At 46.7% G+C, this 255-nt stretch carries 1 protein-coding gene; it reads left to right on the top strand.

All coding sequences use genetic code 11. The annotated features are described in order from the left end of the window. The coding region (locus tag AACW06_RS20495; protein WP_192076417.1) for an IS66 family transposase at positions 1-255 on the top strand (255 nt) is incomplete at both ends.

The raw sequence follows: 255 nt of genomic DNA, 5'->3' as shown, positions 1-255 counted from the left end.
GGTCGAAGAGCGTTGGACAGAAAGACAAGCGCAGGCTAAACCGATGTTGGATGACTTCTATGACTGGTTAACCACGCAGAAAGTCATCGAATCGAGTCCTCTTGGTAAAGCCATCAAGTACACCTTGAGTCAGTGGTCTAAGCTGATACGCTATGTTGAAGATGGGCATTTATCTATCGACAACAACCGAGCGGAACGCGCCATCAAATCGCTGGTTATTGGCAGAAAAAATTGGTTATTCTCGACGAATCCGCT

The organism is Vibrio sp. S12_S33, from assembly GCF_963889785.1.
GTDB classification, from domain to species: Bacteria; Pseudomonadota; Gammaproteobacteria; order Enterobacterales; family Vibrionaceae; genus Vibrio; species Vibrio aestuarianus.
The sequence above is the reverse complement of the archived record's forward strand: the minus strand, read 5'-3'. Positions and strand labels throughout refer to the sequence as shown.